11 protein-coding genes are annotated in these 18,629 nt (G+C 47.7%); all 11 read right to left on the bottom strand.

Annotated elements, in window-relative coordinates; translation table 11 throughout:
• Positions 1–45: 45 nt before the first annotated feature.
• Positions 46–222: a hypothetical protein gene (locus K8S19_00515; protein ID MCD4812166.1), complete on the bottom strand. Its 177-nt coding sequence runs from the start codon at positions 220–222 to the stop codon at positions 46–48.
• A 394-nt stretch (positions 223–616) separates the two neighbouring features.
• Positions 617–1,246, bottom strand: coding sequence for a hypothetical protein (locus K8S19_00510; protein MCD4812165.1), 630 nt, complete (start codon positions 1,244–1,246; stop codon positions 617–619).
• Between the two features lie 241 nt (positions 1,247–1,487).
• A complete protein-coding gene (locus K8S19_00505; protein MCD4812164.1) occupies positions 1,488–1,901 on the bottom strand; it encodes a bacteriohemerythrin in 414 nt (137 codons plus the stop codon).
• Between the two features lie 119 nt (positions 1,902–2,020).
• Complete coding sequence (gene rpoC / locus K8S19_00500) at positions 2,021–6,061, bottom strand: DNA-directed RNA polymerase subunit beta' (GenBank protein ID MCD4812163.1); 4,041 nt, start codon at positions 6,059–6,061, stop codon at positions 2,021–2,023.
• 89 nt (positions 6,062–6,150) lie between these two features.
• Entirely contained in the window at positions 6,151–9,930 is a 3,780-nt protein-coding gene (rpoB, locus tag K8S19_00495; GenBank protein MCD4812162.1) for a DNA-directed RNA polymerase subunit beta, read from the bottom strand.
• A gap of 200 nt (positions 9,931–10,130) precedes the next feature.
• Entirely contained in the window at positions 10,131–10,871 is a 741-nt protein-coding gene (gene pflA / locus K8S19_00490) for a pyruvate formate lyase-activating protein (GenBank protein MCD4812161.1), read from the bottom strand.
• A 73-nt stretch (positions 10,872–10,944) separates the two neighbouring features.
• On the bottom strand, positions 10,945–13,173 hold the full coding sequence (gene pflB, locus K8S19_00485; protein ID MCD4812160.1) for a formate C-acetyltransferase: 2,229 nt from the start codon (positions 13,171–13,173) through the stop codon (positions 10,945–10,947).
• Positions 13,174–13,421: 248 nt separating this feature from the next.
• Entirely contained in the window at positions 13,422–14,144 is a 723-nt protein-coding gene (locus K8S19_00480) for a hypothetical protein (GenBank protein ID MCD4812159.1), read from the bottom strand.
• A 414-nt stretch (positions 14,145–14,558) separates the two neighbouring features.
• The gene (locus K8S19_00475; GenBank protein MCD4812158.1) at positions 14,559–15,608 is read right to left on the bottom strand and encodes a glycosyltransferase family 9 protein; all 1,050 of its coding nucleotides are present in this window, start codon (positions 15,606–15,608) and stop codon (positions 14,559–14,561) included.
• Positions 15,605–17,887, bottom strand: a complete 2,283-nt coding sequence (locus tag K8S19_00470; GenBank protein ID MCD4812157.1) for an O-antigen ligase family protein — start codon at positions 17,885–17,887, stop codon at positions 15,605–15,607. The genes K8S19_00475 and K8S19_00470 overlap by 4 nt, the downstream gene beginning before the upstream one ends.
• The gene (locus K8S19_00465) at positions 17,884–18,609 is read right to left on the bottom strand and encodes a polysaccharide deacetylase family protein (protein ID MCD4812156.1); all 726 of its coding nucleotides are present in this window, start codon (positions 18,607–18,609) and stop codon (positions 17,884–17,886) included. The genes K8S19_00470 and K8S19_00465 overlap by 4 nt, the downstream gene beginning before the upstream one ends.
• Positions 18,610–18,629: the final 20 nt, after the last annotated feature.

The following is an 18,629-nucleotide window of genomic DNA, read 5'->3' as shown; positions in this document are numbered from 1 at the left end:
AGATTTTCCCTCCACTGCATGACTTAAATATATTGGGGGTTGACATTACCCATAAATAGGGGCAGGTCCCAGACCTGCCCGCCAGACGGATTTCATATCTGCCCGCCAGACAGTCCCCATCCCCACATCCATTCGTGAATCCAAACCAATTTTTATAATCCCGTGAAAATGATTGGGCATGATTACATATTCATCCAATTCAATTTCATTATTGTGATTCATCAAATCATGCCAGTGTAATCAACCATGCGGCCATAATCGTTCAATATCATTTTTTTGATATCAATTTGTTGGACGGGTTCGAATTGGTGGGCAGGTCTGGGACCTGCCCCTACGTGATTTATTCCCCCAAACACATATTCCCGGTGATGTGTACAGATAGTGACGAAATAGGCTCCTTGGGTTGAATAATCATATTCTTTCAACCGGATGGCTTTGCGGTTGTGTAACATTTTCCTGTCCCCCCTATTTAGGTTAGACAGAAAAAAAGAAAATAAATTGCATAAAAAAAAGACGGTTGGTTCTAAAAACCAATCGCCTTTCGCATATATAGTCACAGGACAAACCACTCTGACCGGATGGGAAATTGTATGGGACTCCCTTCGCCCCTACAGTATCACGCCACTTTATTTGCTAACCGCACAACCCGTTTCTCCAGCTTATTGAAATCCTGATACGTTACCCGTTTTTTCAGGCTGTTTTTCAACTCAGCCTTAATTTCCTGTTGTCCTTTTCCCAGTGAAACCTGGCCTGCTTTCAACGCGTTTCTTTCTAGTTTGGCAGTTTCCAATTCTGCCTGCATTTTCATCTGGCCTGTGTTCAACGCATTTCGTTCTTTTTTCGCAATTTTCAATTCTGCCTGCATTTCCATCTGGCCTGTGTTCAACGCACTTCGTTCTTTTTTCGCAGTTTTCAATTCTGCCTGCATTTTCATCTGGCCTGTGTTCAACGCATTTCGCTCTTTTTTCGCAATTTTCAATTCTGCCTGCACTTCCATCTGGCCTGTGTTCAACGCATTTCGCTCTTTTTTCGCAATTTTCAATTCCGCTTTCATCTCAGTCTGACCCTCATGCAATATTGCAATTTGTTCCATCATAGAGTCACTTTTATTTTCTTGTCTGGTCATCCTGGTTTCAAGGTTATCAAATTTATGCGTGATGACTTCAATAATCTTCTTCTGATTATCCTCAAATCGTTCCACCACTGTTTTAAATTCATTCATGGTAATCATTCCTTCTTCCGCCATTTTCCAACCTCCACATTTTGTGATATCAGGTTGAGTATTGTCAACCGGCAAAATCCCTATTCTATTTGACCGGTTTTGGCGGAAATCCTTGCATGTTTTTAAAACAAAAAGAGGGCGGACACCCCAATCGGATGGAAAATTGTATGGAACTCCCTTTGGTCGCAGGTCCTCCCCTACAATTGATGCCACCTTATTTCTTCCCTATACGACGCGTTTTTCTGTAGAGGCATACACGACTACTTTAATTTTCAATATAGGGTTTTAAATATTGCGCCATTTTCATATCCGTCTGAGCAATGTGGTTGGTTAACCAAGGCACAAGAATTTCCCGGAGTTTATTAATGAAGTTGTGGGTATCTTTAGTGTTTCCATACTCATTTTTACTTTCTGTGAACTCCCGTATAAATCCGTCATGTTCTTGCTTAACTTCAGCATATTCCGGGTAGTTATATTTTTCCATAAATATTTCCTCGTATGCAAAATGATCAATGATGTATTTATCTAAAAACCCCATCACTTTTTTGACTTCCTGCCGGCCTTTTCCCGACTGAAAAGCACTATCCAGGTTGTTGATCAGCTTGATAATTTGTTTGTGTTGGTCATCAATTTCCCGTACACCAACAGACATTTTGGGATCCCACTCGATAATCGACATAACACTACTCTCTTTCCTTGATTCCGGAGCATGACGTCGGCATTCCATTTTTGCTGATGGTCATACAAATAAAATGGGGGCGAACCTTTCGGTTCGCCCCCATACATTTAACCAGAAAATTAATTCGCGCTGACTTCAACTTCTTCAGACACTTTTTCTTCCTCTTCTTTATCTTTGCCTTCCAACTCAGCACGCAATTTCTGCAAATGCGGCATGCCCGTACCCGCAGAAATAAGATGACCCATGATCACGTTTTCCTTGAGCCCGCTCAGTTGATCCACCTTGCCGGCAATCGCCGCTTCGGTCAAAACACGCGTGGTTTCCTGAAAGCTGGCTGCGGAAATAAAACTTTCCGTACCCAGGCTGGCTTTGGTAATACCCAGCAGAATCGGACGCGCTGTTGCCGGCCGTCCGCCTTCTTTGGATACCCGTTCGTTTTCATCCCGGAAGGTAAAGCGGTAAACCTGTGTCCCCACCAGGAATTTGGTATCACCGGCATCTTCCACCACAACCTTGCGAAGCAACTGCCGGACAATAACCTCAATGTGCTTGTCATTGATGGTAACACCCTGCAAGCGGTAAACTTCCTGAACCTTATTGACCAGATATTCCTGGACTTCATTCTCACCTTTGATTTCCAGAATATCATGCGGATTGATCGGACCATCGGTCAAGGCTTCACCCGCATGCACACGATCACTGTCACGAACATTAAGATGCTTACCCACCGGAATCAAATATTCCTTCTCAATACCGGTTTCATGTTTGACCAGGCAACGACGCATACCGCGTACTGTTCCGACACCAAAGCTCACCGTACCGTCAATCTCGCTAATCACTGCAGCGCCTTTAGGCTTGCGTGCCTCAAACAACTCCGCCACACGCGGCAAACCACCCGTAATATCACGGGTTTTTGATATTTCTCGGGGAATCTTTGCCAAAATCGTACCGGACGTAATGGTATCACCGTTTTCTACAGTAAAATAAGCCCCCGTCGGAATGGCATAAGACCCGATCGCTTTATTTTTATCATCCCGAATCACAATCTGAGGATGCATATCTTCTTCCTTGTGGTCAACGATCACACGACCGATCAAACCCGTGGCTTCATCGGTCTGTTCCTTCATGGTTTTGCCTTCCACAACATCCTCAAACTCAACTTTACCGGAGTACTCGGTAAAAATCGGAACATTATAAAGATCCCACAAAGCAATTACATCACCCTTTTTAACCGGGTCCCCCTCGGAAACCTTCAACACCGTACCGTAGGGCAAAGGATACAATTCCCGTTCCGAACCACGCTCATCATACACACCCAATTCAGCATTGCGGTTCAGGACGAGATTATTTTTTTCGAAATCTTTGATTGTACGGGCATTGTGCAACCGAACAACGCCGTCATTCTTGGCTTCGATCTTTGAAATTTCCAAAACACGACTGGCCGTACCGCCGATATGAAACGTTCTCAGTGTCAACTGTGTACCGGGTTCACCGATGGACTGGGCGGCAATAATCCCCACTGCCTCACCGACCTCGACGGTTTTACCGGTTGACAGATTTCGTCCGTAACATTTTTCGCAAACACCGCGGCGGCTTTCGCAAGTCAACACGGAACGGATACGAATTCTTTCAACAACTGCATTCTCAATTTTCTCGGCAATCTCTTCGGTAATTTCCTGACCCGACCGGACCAAGACCTCATCCGAGAGCAGATCAACAACATTGTCCAATGCCACACGACCCAGAATTCTTTCCTTGAGCGGCTCGATGACTTCCGACCCTTCACGAATCGCACCAATGGAAATACCATTGAGGGTGCCGCAATCATGCTCCGAAACAATAACATCCTGCGCCACATCCACCAACCGGCGGGTCAGGTAACCGGCATCCGCTGTTTTAAGCGCGGTATCCGCCAAACCTTTCCGGGCACCATGGGTGGAGATAAAATACTCCAGCACATTCAATCCCTCGCGAAAATTAGCGATAATCGGTGATTCAATAATTTCACCGGCAGCACCGGTAATTTTCTGCTGCGGCTTGGCCATCAAACCACGCATACCGGCCAGTTGACGAATCTGCATCTTCGAACCACGCGCACCGGAATCCGCCATCATATAAATAGGATTAAAACCAGTCCGGTCTTCCAACAGGCCGCCCATCATGACCTCGGCAATATTATCTGTGGTATGTGTCCAGATATCGATGACTTTGTTGTACCGTTCACCGTCTGTGATGACACCCTGCTGATACTGACGTTCAATGGCGGCCACTTCTTTTTTCGCCTGGGCAATCAATTCAGGCTTGTCTCCCGGGATAAGAATATCATCCATACTCACCGTGATACCGGCACGGGTGGCTGCTTCGAAACCAATTTCCTTCATTTTATCCAGCATAATGACTGTTTCGTAGGTCCCCAACTCCTTATAGCTATGGGCCACCAAATTGGTCAGCTCTTTTTTGGTAAGTGCTTTATTGACATAACGAATTTTTTCCGGAACCACATTTTCATTGAAGTAAACCCGGCCTGCGGTTATTTCCAACAGCTCGCCATTTACCCGAACCTTAATTTTGGCATGAATGGGAATGGCTTTGGCATCCAACGCAACCATGACCTCTTCGGGACTGGAAAAAATCGTTCCCTCACCCTGAATACCGGGACGTTCCTTGGTTAGATAATAGCAACCCAAAACAATATCCTGCGAAGGTGAAATAATCGGACGTCCGCTGGAGGTTGAAAGAATATTATTGGTTGAAAGCATCAAAACCCTGGCTTCCAATTGGGCTTCCGTCGAAAGTGGTACGTGAACCGCCATTTGGTCACCGTCAAAATCAGCGTTAAACGCGGCACACACCAGAGGATGAATACGCAGGGCTTTGCCTTCCACCAAAACCGGCAGAAAAGCCTGAATACCCTGGCGATGCAGTGTGGGTGCACGGTTAAGCATCACAGGGTGATCCTTCAAAACCTCTTCCAAAATATCCCAAACTTCCGGTTTGACCCTTTCCACCATTTTCTTGGCGCTTTTAATGGTGTGAACATATCCGCGTTCTTCCAGCTTTTTAATAATAAAAGGTTTGAACAATTCCAGCGCCATTTTCTTGGGAAGACCGCACTGCCAGAGCTTGAGCTCGGGCCCGACCACAATAACCGAACGACCGGAATAATCAACGCGCTTGCCCAGCAAATTCTGGCGGAAGCGTCCCTGTTTTCCCTTAAGCATATCGGACAGGGATTTCAACGGACGGTTACCCGGCCCTTTGACTGCATGACCGCGGCGGCCATTATCAAACAAAGCATCCACCGCTTCTTGCAGCATACGTTTTTCATTACGAATAATGACATCCGGCGCTTTAAGATCCATAAGTTTCTTAAGCCGGTTGTTGCGATTAATAACGCGGCGATAAAGATCATTCAAATCGGATGTCGCAAAACGCCCGCCATCCAACGGCACCAAAGGACGCAACTCCGGCGGAATCACCGGAACAACTTCCAAAACCATCCATTCCGGTTTGTTCCCCGATTTACGAAAGGCTTCCACAACTTTGAGGCGCTTGACGATTTCTTTCTTCTTTTGCAAAGAACTGGTTTCCATATCCTTGTGAAATTTCTCGGACATTTCCACCAGGTCAATTTCACGCAAAAGATCGCGGATCGCTTCCGCGCCCATTTTGGCTTTAAAAGCATTTCCATATTGTTCTCTAAACCCGCGATAATCTTCATCACTTAGCATCTGGCGTTTGGCCAAAGGCGTATCGCCGGGATCGGTTACAATATAACTCTCATAATAAATAACCTTCTCAAGTGCACGGGCGCCAATATTGAGCAGATAAGCAATCCGGGAAGGCACCCCTTTAAAATACCAAATATGCGTTACCGGCGCAACCAGTTCAATATGCCCCAGACGCTCGCGCCGGACCTTGCTTTGCGTAACCTCAACACCGCAACGATCACAGACAACACCCTTGTAGCGGATGCGCTTGTACTTGCCGCAGGCGCATTCCCAGTCTTTTACCGGACCAAAAATTCTCTCGCAAAACAACCCATCCCGCTCCGGTTTAAAAGTACGGTAATTGATTGTCTCCGGTTTTTTCACCTCACCCCGCGACCAGTCGCGGATGACTTTCGGCGATGCCAGCGAAATACGGATCGCATCAAACATCCCGGCAGCACGTGATTCATGATATTCACGCTCTTTTTCGCGCTCCCGTTGGAGCACTGTCATTTTTTCTCCAAATCCGCCTTCTACTCTCATGCATCCTCCTTGGCGACCTTGCGCTTCTTGGATTTGGTAGCCTTTTCTTCTTTTTTCTCGTCACCTTGCTCTTCTTCTTGCTTGTACCCGCGAAGCAGTTCAATATTCAGTCCCAGACTTTGCAGCTCCTTGACCAGTACATTAAATGATTCCGGCACACATGACTCAGGTGCATTTTTACCTTTTACAATTGCTTCATAAATTTTCGTACGTCCGGCCGTATCATCGGATTTAACGGTTAGCAACTCCTGCAACACTTCCGCCGCACCGTACGCTTCCAAAGCCCAGACTTCCATCTCTCCAAACCGCTGACCACCGAACTGGGCCTTACCACCCAAGGGCTGTTGCGTAATCAAAGAGTAGGGACCAATCGAACGGGCATGAATTTTGTCATCCACCAGATGGGCCAGCTTCAGCATATAGATAAAGCCGACGGTAACATCCTGGTCAAAGCGTTCCCCGGTACGACCGTCATACAAGACCGCAGTGCCGGATTCGGGCAAATCCGCTTCTTTAAGTTTTTCTTTAATCTGTTCCAGTGTGGCGCCATCGAAAACCGGTGTTGCCATATACTTGTTCAATTTCTGGGCCGCCCAGCCCAGATGGGTTTCCAAAATCTGACCCAAGTTCATACGTGACGGAACACCGAGCGGATTAAGAATAATATCCACCGGGGTACCATCCGCCAAATACGGCATATCCTCAACCGGAACCACTTTGGAAACAACTCCCTTATTCCCATGGCGTCCGGCCATTTTATCTCCAACAGAGAGTTTGCGTTTTTTCGCCACATTGACTTTGACCAGCTTAATCACACCCGGCGGCAATTCATCACCCTTACGGATTTTCATAATCTGTTTTTCATGATCCACATTGATCTCATCTTTGACTTCTTCAGAAATCTGCGTCAGGCGTTTGATGCGCTTGGCGGCATCCTCTTTGGCGCGGGCGGCATCGCCTTTGCCGCCTTTCTTAATCTCCGCCAGGATTTCCGCAAGCTTCTGTTCCGTCTCGGCAATATCTTCATTACACCGTTTATCAACGTGCGCAACTTTGCGCATACGGTCTTTTTCAATTTTTTTAATTTGATCAATGTCGCGCGCACGTATTTTATCGTCCCGTTCACGACGCGAAAAGACCTTCACCTCGATAACCTTGCCTTCCACTCCCGGCGGAACCTTGAGTGAAGCATCGCGAACATCGCCTGATTTCTCGCCGAAGATCGCACGGAGCAGTTTTTCTTCCGGGCTCAATTCGGTCTCTCCCTTGGGTGTAACCTTCCCCACCAGGATATCTCCCGGCCCGACTTCCGCACCCACGCGTACAATGCCGCTTTCATCCAAATCTTTCAAAGCGTCCTCACCCACATTGGGAATATCGCGGGTGATTTCCTCTTTGCCCAATTTGGTGTCACGCGCCTCCAGTTCAAATTCTTCGACATGAATGGAGGTGAATACATCATCTTTTAAAAACCGCTCGGAAACAATGATCGCATCCTCAAAATTATATCCCTGCCAGGGCATAAAAGCGACCAGCACATTCTGCCCCAATGCGAGTTCACCTTCGTGGGTCGCCGGACCATCCGCAATAACCTGACCTTTTTTTACATGCTGATTCGGCTTAACAATCGGCTTCTGATTAACACAGGTGTCCTGGTTGGAGCGCTGATATTTGAGCAGGGTATGTGTGTCGACATGAATACGCCCCTCTTTTTTATCCTCGTAAGAAATCAGAATGCGCTCGGATGTCACTTTTTCCACAATACCATCATGCTTGGCCATGACCATAACGCCTGAATCATAAGCCGCCTTGGCTTCCATGCCGGTTCCGACCAGAGGTGCATCGGTTCTGAGCACCGGTACTGCCTGGCGCTGCATATTCGATCCCATCAGCGCGCGGTTGGCATCATCATGTTCCAAAAAGGGAATCAATGCCGTCGCAACGGAGACCAGCTGTTTGGGCGATACATCCATATAATTAACATCCTTGGGATTAACCAAGGGATAGTCGGTTTTAAATCTGGCTGAGATCAACGGACCGACCAAACCGTCTTTGGCATCGATCTCGGCATTGGCCTGCGCAATGACATAACTATCTTCTTCATCCGCCACCAGATAATGAATCTCATTAGTTACCTTACCGTTGACGACTTTGCGATAGGGTGTCTCAACAAAACCATACTCATTCACACGGGCAAAGGTTGCCAGGGATGAAATCAGACCGATATTCGGACCTTCCGGTGTTTCGATCGGACAAACACGGCCGTAATGCGTATGATGCACATCGCGTACTTCAAAACCCGCACGCTCACGATTCAGCCCTCCGGGACCCAGTGCTGAGAGACGCCGTTTATGCGTCAACTCCGCCAAAGGATTGGTCTGGTCCATAAACTGCGAGAGCTGTGAAGAACCAAAAAATTCTTTTACCCCGGCTGCAACCGGTTTGGCGTTGATCAGGTTGCTGGGCATACAGGTATCAATTTCCAAAATAGACATCCGTTCCTTCACCGCACGTTCAATACGCGCCAATCCGATCCGGAATTGATTTTCCAGCAACTCGCCTGAGGAACGTACGCGGCGGTTACCCAGATGATCAATATCATCCTTGGCTTCATCTTGATTGTTGAGCGTCACCAACTTACGGATGATCTCGACGATATCTTCTTTTTTCAGGGTGCAGTGGTCAATCGGAATATGCAGGTCAAGCCGCTTATTCAATTTGTACCGCCCCACCCGCGAAAGATTGTAGCGCTTGGGATTAAAAAAGAGACTGTCCAAAAGCGCCGATGCGCTTTCCACCGTGGGTGGATCACCCGGACGCATTTTCCGGTAAATTTCTATCAGTGCCTCGTTTTTCGACCGGGTATTATCCTTGGCCAGTGTTTTATGAATGGAGAGTTCTTCATCCACACCAATCTTGGCAACCGGAATTTTTTTAACCTTCGATTCGTCGAGTTTCTGGATCAATTCCGGGGTCAGGAGGGTATTGCATTCAATCAGTACCTCGCCGGTTGACTGATCAACAATATCATCCATCACAATGCGGTCAATCGCTTCCGGCTTGACCGGGATGGTCTCGGTCTCATAAAAAAGGCTGATAATTTTTTGTTGGGTCGTAAAACCGATGGCACGCAAAAAGGTGGTTACCAAAATTTTACGTTTGCGGTCAATCCGGATATTGAGTAAATCATTGTTGTCAAATTCCATTTCCAACCAGGAACCCCAGTAAGGAATAATCCGGGCGATCATGAAACGTTTGCCCGTGCTGGCGGATTTGACCTCATCCTCATCAAAAGAAACACCCGGTGACCGATGCAGCTGCGATACAATGACCCGCTCGGCACCATTGATAATAAACGTCCCTTTGCTGGTCATCAATGGGAGTTCACAGAAAAAGACTTCCTGCTCTTTGATATCTTTAATGCGCTTGATCTTCGTGTCCGGGTCTTCTTCGCGTACAACCAGACGCAGCGTCACTTTCAGAGCTGCCGAGTACGTCATATCCCGTTCGCGGCATTCCTCCTCCGTGTACTTAGGCTCGCCGAAAGTAAAACCGGCAAATTCAAGACTGGAATTGTTATTGAAATCATAAATCGGAAAAACACTTTGTAAAACAGATTGCAATCCCTGATTTTTTCTATCTTCAGGACGGATGTTTTTCTGAAGAAAATCATTATATGATTTCTTCTGGATTTCCATAAGATTGGGCACATCCATAATCTCAGGAATTTTGTTGAAAAACACACGGTTTTTCGGGTTTACATTTACTTTGGGCATGCAGTCTCCTTCTTACCTCGATCATCATCAAGGTATATTCTACATAATATAATGATAATAGGCTGCAATATCGTGAAATGAAAAAACAGAATGAAAAGAATATGATATTTCACTGCAATCTGTCAAGAAAAAAAATACATTTTTAAAATATCAGAAGCAAATTTGATGCCAAATCTCAAAAAAAATTCTCCAAACTGTTTTTACCCTTTAAACACAGTCAATCCTTTCATCTCCAATTTCTTGGCCGCCTGTTTCCATGCAGCTTGAGAAGGCGGTTTGAGATTTTTCAAGGAATACCGGATCCCAAGTTCTTCCCATTTATGAACACCCAGACGGTGGTAAGCGATTAATTCTATCGGCGGTTGATATTTCAAACCCACTGCATACTCAGCCAGTTGATTCATCTCTTCCGGCGAATCATTGATCCCGGGAAGTAAAACACGCCGAATGGTGAGCCGTCCCGGGGTCTTGGCGGCCAAACGTCCGAATGCCAAAACCGGTGCCAGGGGTTTGCCGGTCACCAACTGATGTGTTTTCGGATCGCAAGCTTTAATATCCAATAGTACCAAATCGGTTTGTTTTAATAATTTCACTGCTTTTTCCAGATGACAACTCCCATTGGTATCCAACACGGTGTTTAATCGAAAGGCGTGGGCCATTTTAAATAATGCCTGCACAAACTCGGACTGCATGGTCGGTTCTCCACCCGAAACCGTCACACCGCCGCCATGTTGCCGCAAATAGGGCAATAACGGTTCAAGACGAAGCCGGGCATCACTCAGCGTCATTTTTTGTGATCCCTTATGCGTCCAGGTATCCGGGTTGTGACAAAAAGTGCATCGAAAGTTGCACCCGGCAAGAAAAAAAACGCAACGCAGACCCGGACCGTCATGCGTCCCCAGTGTCTCTATGGAATGAATCCGGCCGATGATATTTTTCATGAATTTTTCCTTAAACGGTAGGGGCGTATTGCTATACGCCCCTACATAACAGTATTTACGTCCTTACAAATTGTCAAATCATCTCATGAAACGTCCTGCGCAGAATCTCTTCCTGGTGTTCGCGCGTAAGTCTGGTGAAATGAACGGCATATCCGGAAACCCGAATGGTAAGGTGGGGATAATTTTCCGGATGGCGCATCGCATCTTTTAGCAAATCCCGATCCAGTACATTCACGTTGATATGATGCCCGCCTTTGGTAAAGTAACCGTCCAAAATGCCGATTAAATTTTCATTGCGAATTTCACGATCCCGTCCCAAGGCTTGTGGAACAATTGAGAAGGTATTGGAAATACCATCCATCGCAGCATAGTAAGGCAGCTTGGAGATTGAATTTAAACTGGCCAGGGCGCCGTTTTTTTCCCGGCCAAACATGGGATTGGCGCCCGGGGCAAACGGTTCTCCTGCTTTGCGGCCATCGGGTGTCGCGCCGGTTTTCTTGCCGTAAAGGACATTGCTGGTAATGGTTAAAATCGAGAGCGTCGGCGTAGCCCGGCGGTAGACCGGATGTTTGCGCAATTCAGTGATAAACGTAATGATAAGGTCCCGCGCCCGGTTATCCGCCCTTTCATCATCATTTCCAAATGCCGGGTAGTCGCCCTGAACCACAAACGATTTGGTGAGCCCCTTGCGGTCCCGCTTCGGCTCGACCTTGGCATACCGGATTGCGCAGAGTGAATCAACCACCACCGAGAGTCCGGCCATACCAAATGCCATGAGACGGTCCACTTCAGAATCCAGCAGCGCCATCTGGGAACTTTCATAATAATACCGGTCATGACTGTAATGAATTACATTCATAATCTTCACATATTGTTCTGCCAACCAGGAAAGCACATAAACAAAATTTTCATGTACATCATCGTAGTTAAGATATTTCCCTTTCAATGCCGGAACATTGGGAACCACCTGCTCCCCGTATATTTCATCCCGGCCCTCATTGAGTGCCAGGAGAAGTGCTTTGCCCATATTGCAGCGGGCACCAAAGTATTGGATCTGACTCCCGGCTTTGAGCAAAGAGACACAGCAGGAAATACCGTAATCATCCCCTGCAATCGGACGCATGATATCATCATTTTCAAACTGCAAAGCGCTGGACTTGATCGCCACTTCAGATGCAAACGCCTTCCAGGGCTCAGGCAGACGCGAAGAATAAAGAATCGTCAAATTCGGTTCCGGTGCAGGTCCGAGATTATACAAACTCTGCAAAAACCGAAAATCTGTTTTGGTGACCTTGGTCCGGCCGTCACTTGCCATCCCGCCCAAAACCAACGTAACCCAGACCGGGTCCCCGGCAAAAATCTGATCATACTCCGGCGGACGGAGCTGACGGATCATTCTCAATTTAATGGTGAAATCATCAATAAATTCCTGCGCTTTGGACTCGGTCAAATTTCCCGCCTGCATGTCGCGGGTAATATAGACATCAAAAAATGCAGAGAGGTGCCCGATTGACATGGCAGCACCGTCTGACTCCTTGGCAGCCGCCAGGTAAGCCAAATAGGTCCACTGGATCGCTTCCCGTGCATTTTGTGCGGGGCCGGCGAGATTAAAACCGTAGCGTTTCCCGAGCGTAATAATATCCTGCAATGCCTGAATCTGGTTGGCTATTTCTTCGCGGAGCCGAATGGTTTTGGTCTCCATGGCATCATCAATCTTGAGCAGGTCTTTTTGTTTTTCCTCGATCAGACGTGTTGCCCCATAAAGCGCAATTCTGCGATAATCACCGATGATACGTCCGCGGGCATAATTATCCGGTAATCCCGTAATAATTCCCAGACGGCGCAGCTTTTTCATCTCCTCGGTGTAAATGGAAAATACGGCATCATTGTGTGATTTACGGTATTTGTTATAAATTTCTGAAATCCGGGGATTAACCGTATACCCGCGTGCCTGGCATGCCTTCTCCACCAAACGAATACCACCAACCGGTTTGATCGCCCGGCGTAAGGGTTTGTCGGTTTGCAATCCAAAAATCAATTCATTTTTTTTATCAATATATCCCGGACCATGACTGAGAATCGCGCTCGGTACGCTGACATCAATGTCTAAAACGCCGCCTTTTTCTTTTTCCGCATCCATCAATTTGGCGACTTTATTCCATACTTGCCGGGTTCGCTTGGTTGGCGGCTTTAAAAATTCCGGTCCGTTTTCATAGGGTGAATAATTGCGGTAGATAAAATCCTGCAGATCAAGCTTGACTGTCCAGCGCCCTTTGCGAAATGCCTCTTTTTTTTTCGCCATATAAATCACGTCTCCTTTTGTGAGAAGTGGACGGCTAAAAAAAGCCCGGACCACCACTCATAAATGAGCGGTAGCCCAGGCGTTCGGCTCACGATTCCGCTTTTCCGCTATGCTTCCTGATGGTTGCTCCACCTTCGCCAGTTACATAGCTAGGCAAACTCTATCAAATGAATGAAAAACTGTCAAGTTTTTATAACCGGAATGGTTCTCATTATAAAAAACCGTACTGAATCCTATAACCGGACTTATTACTCAAAAACCAATTCACTCTCGCGCAGCCAGCGATCGCCAATAAGGACCCACTCGCCATTCCGGATTTCAAAGAAAAAAGTTACCGGCTGCCAATAATACGTTTTCTTATGGGCATCGCCAAAATGGTATGTAATAAGCATCCGGAAAGACACGGACGTCTTTTCATCATTTTCATATTTGACTTCCGCCTCCTGTTTACTAATATCCAACAGCAATTCTTCAGGAAACCTGGTCGGCAGACGCAGGCGCATAACTTCCCGGGCCCATTCCAATTTATCCGGAAGCGTATCATCAATAATTAATTCAAATTTGCTGCACAAGGTTGTTTCCACGCTTTTGGCATCATAGTCGAATTCATTCGCAGTCGAAAACTGATTGATTTTCTGAATCGTCCAGGGTACCAGAATAAACGCCAACACCACAGATGCCAATACAATCCAAAATTTTGAAGACACAACCAACCGCCGAAAAATCGTAACAATCGGACGCTCATTAACAGGTTCCACCTGAGACGGCGCCTCCGGCTCAGCTTGCACTGTGTCAACTGCTTTGTGAATCTCTGGTTTTTTTGCTCCTGCTTTTTCTGAAAAATCAAATGACTGCGAAACCTGTGCTGCCTCAGCCTTCTTGATTATCTCCTCAGGCTTGATGACACCGCACATGGAACACTTTTTCGCTTTATCATCCATTGGCTGGCCGCAATGGTCACAAACCCACATAAATACCCTCCGTACTCATAGTCCCGTTTTTAAAAATATGTATTCCAGTATTTTAACGGATTGGTGATTATTAAGCAAGTGTGTAGGGGTGAAAACACCGGGAATACGCTTAAACCTTTGTATTCAATCCAAGGAATCATATCACTGGGGAATTATTTTTACAGCATTGGCATGGAAATATTCGTCCCCAAAAAAAGCTACCCGCCTAATCGCACAACAGAAAATTTTTCGGGATTTTTCCTTTGCCAAAGATGTAAAAATAGTTCCCCAGTGATCCATACAAATTTATCCGGATCTTGCGGAACGCTTCGCAGCCCGGCGTGTTCGCACAAGCACGATAAAAACCCACAAGCTTACCCGGCATTCGCCTGACAAGTGGAATCGCCCACAAAGGGCGAAAACATGATTTCGCCCTTACCCGTTTTTCTCCCACAACTTCAAAGCCCGGGCCGCAACCTCATCCTCTGAAATTCTATTCATACAGTCCCGCGACGGCATACGGCAAATTTCAGAATGACAAGGACGGCACTCAGTCTGAAAACAAGCCACTTGATTCTGCGGTCGTTGGGGATTGTTGTTCACATAGTCGGTGGGTCCGTAACAGATCAGGGTCGGCACACCGAAAGCCTCGGCAAAATATTTGGGACCGGAATCATTCCCTAAAAAAAGACGGCTTCCCTTAATGATGGCTGCCACCTGCCGCAAGGGCAGGCCAACCGCATTGATCACAGGAATATCCGCAGCAGCGCCACAAGTCTGTATAAGTAATGTTTCCGCCTGGCTGCCGGACAGAACAATCTGGCAACCGGTTTTGTCTGCCATTGCCTTGGCAACCCTGCCAAACCGCTTGGCACCCCATTGTTTCAACGGCCAACCGCCACCGGGCGAAACAACCATATACGGCTTGGCGGCATTCCAATGCTGCCGCTTTAAATGCTCGTGCGCCCGGACCTCATCTTGCGGCGTTGTATAAAATTCAAGCTGATTACTTTTTTTTTCCCATCCCAATGCCTGGGCAAACTGCAAATTCAAATCCACAACATAACGGTATTTCGCCTGGATGGTATGGTTATAAAAATACTTCCGCCCCCGCAGATCAAATCCCATACGATAAGGAATCTTGCCTAAATAACCCCACAGCGCAGTGCGCAGACTCCCATAAAGATCAATATACAAATCATATTTTTCCTGCCGGATGGCTCGAATGGCCTGCCATTGCTGACGCAATGCATCCCCTTGCCCGGCCTGACGCAGTTGACTTGCCGGATGCAGGCGCAGCGCATCAATCCGCGGATTGGTTTCAAGAATATCCTGATAGCTATCGTCCGCCATCATACTCAACCGGGCCTGTGGATAGTATTCTTTCAGTGCCCGCAACAACGGATAGGTGGTCAAAACATCACCGAGTGCCCGCAATTTCACAACCAGTATGCTGCGTACTTTAGACACCTCCGGTATTTTCATAATATTTTTTTCTTAGACTTTTTCTTGATAACCGCTTTTTTCTTTCGGCTGGTTTTCTCAGGCAATGCCATTTTCGCCGAACGGTTCCTTGGCAAACTATTTTTAATAACACCCATCACTGTTGCCGGAGTTAATTCCTCCCAGCATTTCATGGTCGCGCAGCTATCCAGGTGGCAGGGCCAGCAATCCAGCTGATGATGCAATGCCCGGTGACCGCTGCGCTCTGAATAAGGAAACCATACCTGCGGATCACCCGGGCCAAACAGACCTACCGTGGGCGTTCCCACCGCCGGTCCCAGATGCATTGGAAAAGCATCATTGGAAAGGACCACTGCACAATGCGACCAAAGCGCCGCCAGCCGCCCCGGGGGCAAGCCTTCAATACTCATCAACATTTTACCGGCAGCATGCATATAGCCACGCTTCAAATCTTTCTCCAGCGGCCCGAATACAAACATCGCCTTCAAACCTAATTGTTTCGGTGCCAGCCGGGCCACTTCCAAAAAATTTTCCAAAGGCCAGCGCTTGGCGGGATGGCTGCCGCCGGGAAAAATCCCCAATACTTTACCCGGACGCACACCCCGTTCTTTTAAAAATGATTTAATCCACTTGTCATCCTCAGCGCTAATTTCCCAGTGCGGCCTGACCGAGAGTTGTTTCATACCAAAGCTGCGTAAAATGTCAAAATAGGCTTCCCATGCCGGACGCGGACCGGTACGGTTCGCTTTGGTAATCAGATGAAAAAACAAGTCCCAGCCGGTAACACGCGGCCCAATTTTTAAATTGGCACCGCTGGCATACACCAGCATGGCACTGCGAGGATTGCCGAAAAGATCACATGCGGCATCATAATTTTCAGCACGCAAACGCCGGACGACTTTCCACCAAGCCAGGTTATCATGCCGCGGCAATGAGATGACATGGTCCCATCCGGCTGTACCGCCGGCTGCGCCCACACAAGCCGGTTCTGTCACCAGGTCCACTTGCGCATGCGGAAAATCACGCTTAATTAAATACGGCACGGTTGAAGCCATCATCACATCGCCCCGGAAGCGGGGACGTAAAAAAAGCAGTTTGGGTCGTTTGGGCAGCTGCCATTCCGAATTTGCCGGATCAACCGCCAGATAGGCCGGCAGTAACCCAATCAAAAAATAGACAATAGTAATGACCTGGGATGTCCCAAAATTAAATTCAAACAGACCGTTGACGGTAAATCCAACAAAAGCCGCCGTAATGCCAATCGCAGATCCTGCGCGCGGCGGTGCGTGTACGCGATTAAATTTCCAGCCTTGAATACCGAAAAAAATCACCACAACAATCCACCAAAGAAAAAATCCCGCAGCCACCAAACCGCCGTTGATGGCTATTTGCAAAAGCGTGTTATGGACATGCGGCGGACGCTGTTCAATTGCCACAGGATTGGCGACCTTGCCATAGACCTGCGATAAATTATCCACCCCATAGCCCCGCAGCGGCTGATTTTTGACCAATTTCAATCCGGAAACCCACATCATCCGCCGCTCTGAATTGCTGGAATGATGCTTCACGGTCAGCGAAAATACCCGCTGCGAGACTGGATTTTTAGGAAAAACCAGCAGAAAAACAATCACGCCCCCTAAAATAATCAGCGGCAGGCGCCAATCCCGAAAGGCACCGAGAATCAATAGGGCCACTGCCGCACCGATCCAAGATGAACGGGTATATGTCAGCAACAGGGCCAGACCAATCATGCCGGCGCACCCCAGCCAAAACCATTGCTTGGTTTTATCCTGATACAAAAACCGGGAGAGACTTAAAATAAATGAGAGCATATACATGCCGCCGGCTGCCATATAATCCCCGGAAAATGAATGCGCCCGCCCGCCGTCCCAACCCAGCAGATGACCGGCAATTGACCCGATGGCGCATACTGTGGCACCGAGAATAAATACATTTAAGATCCTGTCCGCTTTGAGGGGGTGGGTTACCAACGCTGTGGTCAGAAAAAAGACTGCAAATAAACCAACCTTGCGCAACCCGAAAAGACTGGGGTTCATCCGTCCCGCCCAAATCGAGGCAGCCACCAAGGCAATACCCAGCAGCAGCAAGGGAAGGTTCATGGGTGTCGGCACAACCTGCCAGCGCCGCTTAAGCCCCATCCCGATAATCCATGCCACCAGAGCCAGAAAAATAAAATTCTGCAAAGCGATGCTTGCCACTGCAAAAACAGCAAAGACAGACAACGCCCAAAAAGAAAACCGCTGCAAACGCAAAGCAGCTGTACTACGGGTAAGACTCATCGCTTCCTCCACGCCCGGTAAACCAGGTACCACATTGATATTTTTCTTTTAAAATCTGAGATAGCATCGGACGGCTTCACATACACGCGCCGCAATGCCATCAAATCAGCTGTCACCGAAGCGGTTCCCGGAGAAATCGCACAGGCTGTTGTATAGCCTGCCGTGGCCGCAGCATCCCTGACCCGCTGATCACAAGCGCCAAAGGGATAGCAAAATACTGTGACCGGCCGGTTGAACAAGGTCCCCAAAAAGGAACGTGATTCTACGAGCTCCTCAGATATTTCTTTGTCTGAAACACGGGTAAGATTGCTGTGATTCAAACCATGGGACCCGATTTCCCAGCCAACGGCTGCCAAGTGCTTAAGTGCGTCCGCATCCATGCAGGCATCGCGTTTAACCTCGGTCCCCTTATCCCACACATTGTCCTTCCCGATGGCCCGTGCCACGACAAAGACGGTTGCTGTAAATCCTTGTGCTTCCAAAACCGGTCGCGCATAATCAAAGACGCTCTGATAGGCGTCATCAAATGTAATCACCACAGGACGCTTGGGCAGTGCCGCACCGTCACGGCATGCCCGGCTGAGTTGTTCCAATGAAACCGTCTCAAACCCCCTGCGCTTAAGGCATGCCATCTGGTCCTGAAAAGCCTCCACAGATACAGCAAGATCACTGTTGGGTTCCGGCGGCTGAATTTTGTGATACATCAAAATTGGGAGATTCATGGAACGCTATTGTATCCGAT

The organism is bacterium, assembly GCA_021108215.1.
Lineage (GTDB): Bacteria > Oederibacteriota > JAAXVQ01 > JAAXVQ01 > JAUVAV01 > JAIORK01.
The sequence above is the reverse complement of the archived record's forward strand: the minus strand, read 5'-3'. Positions and strand labels throughout refer to the sequence as shown.